The sequence below is a fragment of the Rhizobium sp. BR 314 genome, from assembly GCF_047445805.1.
GTDB classification, from domain to species: domain Bacteria; phylum Pseudomonadota; class Alphaproteobacteria; order Rhizobiales; family Rhizobiaceae; genus Rhizobium; species Rhizobium lusitanum_B.
The window spans coordinates 1-4,110 of the sequence record NZ_JARWLA010000090.1; the positions used below are offsets into that span (position 1 = coordinate 1).

The following is a 4,110-nucleotide window of genomic DNA, read 5'->3' on the forward strand; positions in this document are numbered from 1 at the left end:
AGCCCACGATATCCCGGTTGAAACAAGGTGGACCTGAAAGGTGTGGATATCCGCAGGACCGAGCCGATCGGGCGATCGGCCGAAATAGCGGCTGAACTTCTGGACTGCGTTGATATAGGATCGCTGGGTTGCCGGGGACAAATTGCGGACCGTCATGTCCTCAATCATCCGGCGGCGAAGAGGGCTTATCTCAGCCATCGGGGCCTCCTGTCTGGAGGGTGGGTTGCAACACAACCACCCTCTCAGACAGGACGCTCTCCTCAACGGCTGCCGCAGATCGCCGCGATTAGCGACTGAGTTCAATCCTGAATCCGGTCAGTTGCGACACGCTTTAGTCCTGGGACGCCGCGCAGCAGATCTCTAGTCCGATCGTGTCGAAATCAGGCTCGTCCTGGAGTGACAACAGAAGGCGCATTGCTTTGGCGTCGAACCGAGCAAGGAGATCCGCTGTCATCCGTCGCCTCGCGGCCATCAGCTTGTCAAGGCTGAAGGGCTCGAAAATCATCTCCTCGAGCGCCTCCTCGGCGCTCTCGCTCACCCGGCGCCGTTCCGGTGGATGGATCATACCCCTCGCGACCAGAGAGGTCTCGATCTTGATTTCGGCGCTGCCTTGCCGAACACGAACGGGAGTGCTGTTGTTGCGGCCGCCGGCGATCCTCTGGACACTCACGCCTAGCAGACTGAGCATCAAGTCCTCTCGGATGCGTTCAAGGTTCGTGTTGATGTTTCGCGGCCCTCGATCGGCAGATAGCTCTGGTCGACATCGACCGAGAGCCGCGGCATGTCACTGCAGAGGAGGTTGATCGCGGTCCCACCCTTCAGCACGAAGGCCTCGTGGCGTACGATGAACGGAAGGGGCCGCACCAGAAGGTCGCGCTGATGCATGTATTGATCACGGTCCATGCGGCGTCTCCTCTCCGATCTCGGCCCCAATTTGATTGCCGCTAGTTCTTTCGATCGAATTTAACCTGCCTCGCCACCACCACAGGACGGGTCGCTGCTCCACTCGAGGCGATTGGGCGCACGCTGCCTTTGTGAGCGCCTTTATGGTCGGCCGACAGTGGCGGCCCAATATCTGCAAATGGGTCATCGAGAGCGGGAGCCGTGGCGTCTCTTGCAAAGCGGACACGATTGCGGCCATCTGTTTTGGCGCGATAGAGGGCGGCGTCGGCGAGTTCGACCAGCAGTGGCCAGCTCTCCACACCGCGGCGGCCACGCGCTACACCGAAGCTTGCTGTCACGCCAAAACGCGTTCCGTCCGACGCGGAGAAGCTTTCACGCTGAAGCGCGAGCCTCAGTTTCCTTGCAATTGATATCGCCCCCGAGAGACTGTCGCCTGGAACGAGGATCGCAAATTCCTCTCCGCCAAAGCGTGCGACAACATCGCCAGCGCGCAGATTCGAGCTCAGCAATGCGGCGACCTGAATGAGCACACGGTCTCCGGTCGGATGACCATAAGTGTCGTTGATCATCTTGAAGTGGTCGATGTCCAAAATGACGAGACAGATCGCTTGTGTGTCGGTCTCACGCCTCGGCGAGGACTGGGCGTAGAGATCCAGCGCGCGGCGATTCAGCAACGCAGTCAGGCAGTCAGTGTTCGCCTGAACGCGCAACTGGCTGGTGAGGTTTGCGCGGTCCTTAAGCTTGCCTTGCAAGACCTCGATCGCCTTGAACAGGCCATGAATCTCACCGGTCTTGACGGTAGCCGCCTGTGGTTCGGCCGGGCGGTCGTCGGCAAGACGAAGGACCTCATCGTGTACAAGCATGAGCGGACGGAAGACATTTCTTCGGATCGAATGCATTAACCCACCCAGAATGACTAACACGCAGGTTGCAAACATGGTGACGGCCAACAGCATCCTGAGCGCTGTGTCGCGCACCTTAGAATAATGATCCACTGTGGCGTCGAGAAAGGCTTTGCGATAGACTTCGATTGGCTGCATCGTGGGTACGAAGCGCTCGGTGAGTTCGGCGGATGTCAATGAGTACCGCTGCTGCTGCTGTCCCTCGCGGATCAGTCCATCGACCAAACCAAGGCCCACGCCGAAGAAGCGACGATGAATTTCATCGCGGCCTCTCGCGAGCGCGGGATTGTCGAACAGCCCCCTATCCTTGTTGAGCACGTCCCAAATCTCGTGCATTCGCCCCTCCGTACGTCTTGCCGCGATGACATTTTCCAGGGGCAATCGCTCCCGCGTGGCTAGAGGCACTATGATTTGTGAGGCGACCCTGCCACCATAATCGCGCAGGTCCGCGAGCATTTCCCCGACGAGAGCAGGGGCGGCCAGTCCGTTATCATGCTGGATGAGGTGGTCTGCACTCCAGGCGACAACAGTCCGGAATCGATTCGAGACCTCGAACATGTTGTCTATCGCACCTTGAAACTCGTCTCGAGAACGAGAAGAGGAATGATGGCGGGCAACATTATCGACTTCGGCTCGAGCAAGAGCCAGTTGTTCGCCAACGCTTTTCAACAGCACCGGAGGCACACTGTGGTTGTGCAGACCGAAAGGTGGATCCACGCCCTTTCCTAGTCCAGCAAGAGCCACGTCACTCCGCAGCCGCAACTCCGCCAGCCATTGAGCCGAGACGCCATCGTCCTGCATTCCAGCCGACATTGCGTTGTTGGCCGGCCCGCGCTCGGCCGCGAGAAGGTCCGCCGTGTCGAGGACCAGCTGGAACTGTTGCATGTCGTACAGGTTTTGGCGTGCGAGCGTATAGTCCCTATACGTCGGCGCGACAATGATGAAGGCAAGCAGCGTCGTGCATAGGATCGCGAGGACGAAACGGAACGACAGCTTTCTGTCGAAGGTGTTGCGCAGTGCGGCAGGCGGAGTTGGCATGCCTCCGACGTCGCCAACCCGCGCGCCGTCGGTCGGCCCCGCCAGTCGTCTTTCCAGAAAGGTGAAAATGCTGTTGCTCATCCCACTACCTTGTCGCCGGTTGCGTTAATATAGTATTGACCACTCTGGATTGCGGTTGGTCATTCAATACTCATACGCGCCTTCACTTGGTTGAATGGTTGTGGTGAGGGACCAATTCCTTGACGCGGCCGGTAAGCATTCTATTTGAGATTTCCCCAGCACCCGGCCTAATCGTCGTCGTCTTCCTGGGGTGGCGGAACCTGCCAGCCATCGACCTGAAGCAGGTCAAACTCGTGCCCGTAGTTCCCAAGGTGCCGCGTCCGACGCAGATGCTATCAGAGACGATTTCTCGCCTCGTGCGCTCGGTCGTAGGTGCATCGCGCAGCATCCCGTGCGGAAGGTTTGATGTATCCGCGGCGGCCCAATTCTGCCTGTTCTCTATCATCGCATCGAGTAGTTTGTGGTGCTGGTGATGGCTGAACCGCCCGGCGAACGGCACGATGAGGTCGCCAAAGTTGGCTTCTGATCCACGAAAGCTGCCAGAGCTTTCGTATAACTCGACCGCGCGCGGCCAAAAGTCGGCAGGCGGCTGTGTCGCGATGGTTCTATCATGGCTTCGCGCCGAAGGGTTGCCGGTCAGTTGTATTGATGCGCGACACGCGAAGACAGCGCTGGATGTGGCGGCGAACAAAACGGACGCGAATGACGCCGACGGATTGGCACGCCTCGCGGAAAACGGCTTCTTTCGAGAGGTGCGCTTGAAGGGATCCGATAGCATATTGTCCCGCATGCTTGTCACGGCGCGCATCCGGCTAGTCCGGATCACCACCCAGCTGTCCAACCAAATCCATGGCATCATGAAGACCTTCGGCCTGGTCGTTCCCCAGGCAGCCCGGATGCATCCCGATAGCCGTCCGCAAGTGCGCCGAAAAGCTGTTCGCCGATCGCCCAGGTCCAACCCGAAGAGGTGATTGCAAGCCCCTGCAGCGCGAGAAAGACAAAGCCCAATGCACCGGCCCAGGCCATGAGCGTGCCGCGTCGCATAGGATTGTCGAAGAAGCGCGCGACGCCGCCGAGCAGGAAAAGCCCGACGGCGATCGCGAGCCACCATCGGCCAAAGCTGGCAATTTCCAGGATTCCCGGCGCTGTGGAGGGATCGCTAGGAAAGCTGCTCAACCAGCCAAAGCCGAAGAAGCCACCTTCGATGCGATACCATGGGAGTAGTATCACGGCGGCCATGCCGAAG

Annotated in this window: 4 protein-coding genes and 2 pseudogenes; 1 reads left to right on the top strand and 5 read right to left on the bottom strand. The window is 59.3% G+C overall.

Annotated elements, in window-relative coordinates:
* The 4 genes from QD461_RS36335 to QD461_RS36350 all read right to left on the bottom strand — a co-directional run.
* Positions 1 to 198: phage integrase N-terminal SAM-like domain-containing protein (locus QD461_RS36335; RefSeq protein WP_414091613.1), on the bottom strand; the 198-nt coding region annotated here is incomplete at its 3' end.
* 133 nt (positions 199 to 331) lie between these two features.
* The gene (locus QD461_RS36340) at positions 332 to 688 is read right to left on the bottom strand and encodes a hypothetical protein (protein WP_414091614.1); all 357 of its coding nucleotides are present in this window, start codon (positions 686 to 688) and stop codon (positions 332 to 334) included.
* Positions 688 to 903, bottom strand: coding sequence for a nucleotidyl transferase AbiEii/AbiGii toxin family protein (locus QD461_RS36345; RefSeq protein ID WP_414091615.1), 216 nt, complete (start codon positions 901 to 903; stop codon positions 688 to 690). Before QD461_RS36345 ends, QD461_RS36340 begins: the two co-directional genes overlap by 1 nt.
* Positions 904 to 944: 41 nt before the next feature.
* Entirely contained in the window at positions 945 to 2,606 is a 1,662-nt protein-coding gene (locus QD461_RS36350; RefSeq protein ID WP_414091616.1) for a diguanylate cyclase, read from the bottom strand.
* 852 nt (positions 2,607 to 3,458) lie between these two features.
* Between QD461_RS36350 and QD461_RS36355 the strand changes: the two are divergent.
* Positions 3,459 to 3,754: pseudogene (locus QD461_RS36355) on the top strand (IS110 family transposase); the annotation flags it as partial.
* A gap of 19 nt (positions 3,755 to 3,773) precedes the next feature.
* On the opposite strand, the pseudogene QD461_RS36360 reads toward QD461_RS36355, so the two are convergent.
* Positions 3,774 to 4,103: pseudogene (locus QD461_RS36360) on the bottom strand (iron ABC transporter permease); the annotation flags it as partial.
* Positions 4,104 to 4,110: the final 7 nt, after the last annotated feature.

What these genes read in the sequence shown, in the direction of transcription:
- QD461_RS36340 (WP_414091614.1), bottom strand. Translation starts at nt 688, where the DNA reads ATGCTCAGTCTGCTAGGCGTGAGTGTCCAGAGGATCGCCGGCGGCCGC.
- QD461_RS36345 (WP_414091615.1), bottom strand. Translation starts at nt 903, where the DNA reads ATGGACCGTGATCAATACATGCATCAGCGCGACCTTCTGGTGCGGCCC.
- QD461_RS36350 (WP_414091616.1), bottom strand. Translation starts at nt 2,606, where the DNA reads ATGCAGGACGATGGCGTCTCGGCTCAATGGCTGGCGGAGTTGCGGCTG.